This window comes from Dietzia sp. UBA5065, from assembly GCA_002415925.1.
Lineage (GTDB): Bacteria > Actinomycetota > Actinomycetes > Mycobacteriales > Mycobacteriaceae > Dietzia.
Map to the genome: position 1 here is coordinate 2,908 of DIAZ01000144.1, position 394 is coordinate 3,301.

The following is a 394-nucleotide window of genomic DNA, read 5'->3' on the forward strand; positions in this document are numbered from 1 at the left end:
GATCGTGTCGATCGCCGACGACCCGGTGGGTCCGCCGGCCAGGCTGCCCCCGAGCGTCGTGCTCAGCGGGGCGGTGGATTCGTAGATTGAACCGGTGAGGTCCATGGTGGTGACTCCTGTTTCTCTCGCACGTGTGGGTGTGTGGAACGGGGGAATCAGTCGCCGAGGGTGCTGCCGAGGTCGGCGCCGATCCCTGCGATGACGTTGAGCAGGTAGTAGGGAGCCGCGAAGAGGACGAAGACCGCGGTGTCGAGGACGGACGAGCCGATGTCGCCGACGCTCCCTGTCAACTCGAGGCTGAGCGGAGCGGCGGCGTCGATGATGGAACCGGTGAGGTCCATTGGGGTTCCTTTCTGGGTGGACTCCCCGTCATGTCGGGAAGAGCCTCGGACGG

The 394-nt window shown here is 66.0% G+C and carries 1 protein-coding gene; it reads right to left on the reverse strand.

Annotated elements, in window-relative coordinates; all coding sequences use genetic code 11:
* Positions 1 to 155 precede the first annotated feature (155 nt).
* Positions 156 to 341 (reverse strand): hypothetical protein, encoded by a 186-nt coding sequence (locus B4M60_RS11980; RefSeq protein ID WP_291084177.1) that lies wholly within the window; start codon positions 339 to 341, stop codon positions 156 to 158.
* Between the last annotated feature and the right edge of the window lie 53 nt (positions 342 to 394).

Coding starts and splice junctions, on each gene's coding strand:
- B4M60_RS11980 (WP_291084177.1), bottom strand. CDS start 341: ATGGACCTCACCGGTTCCATCATCGACGCCGCCGCTCCGCTCAGCCTC.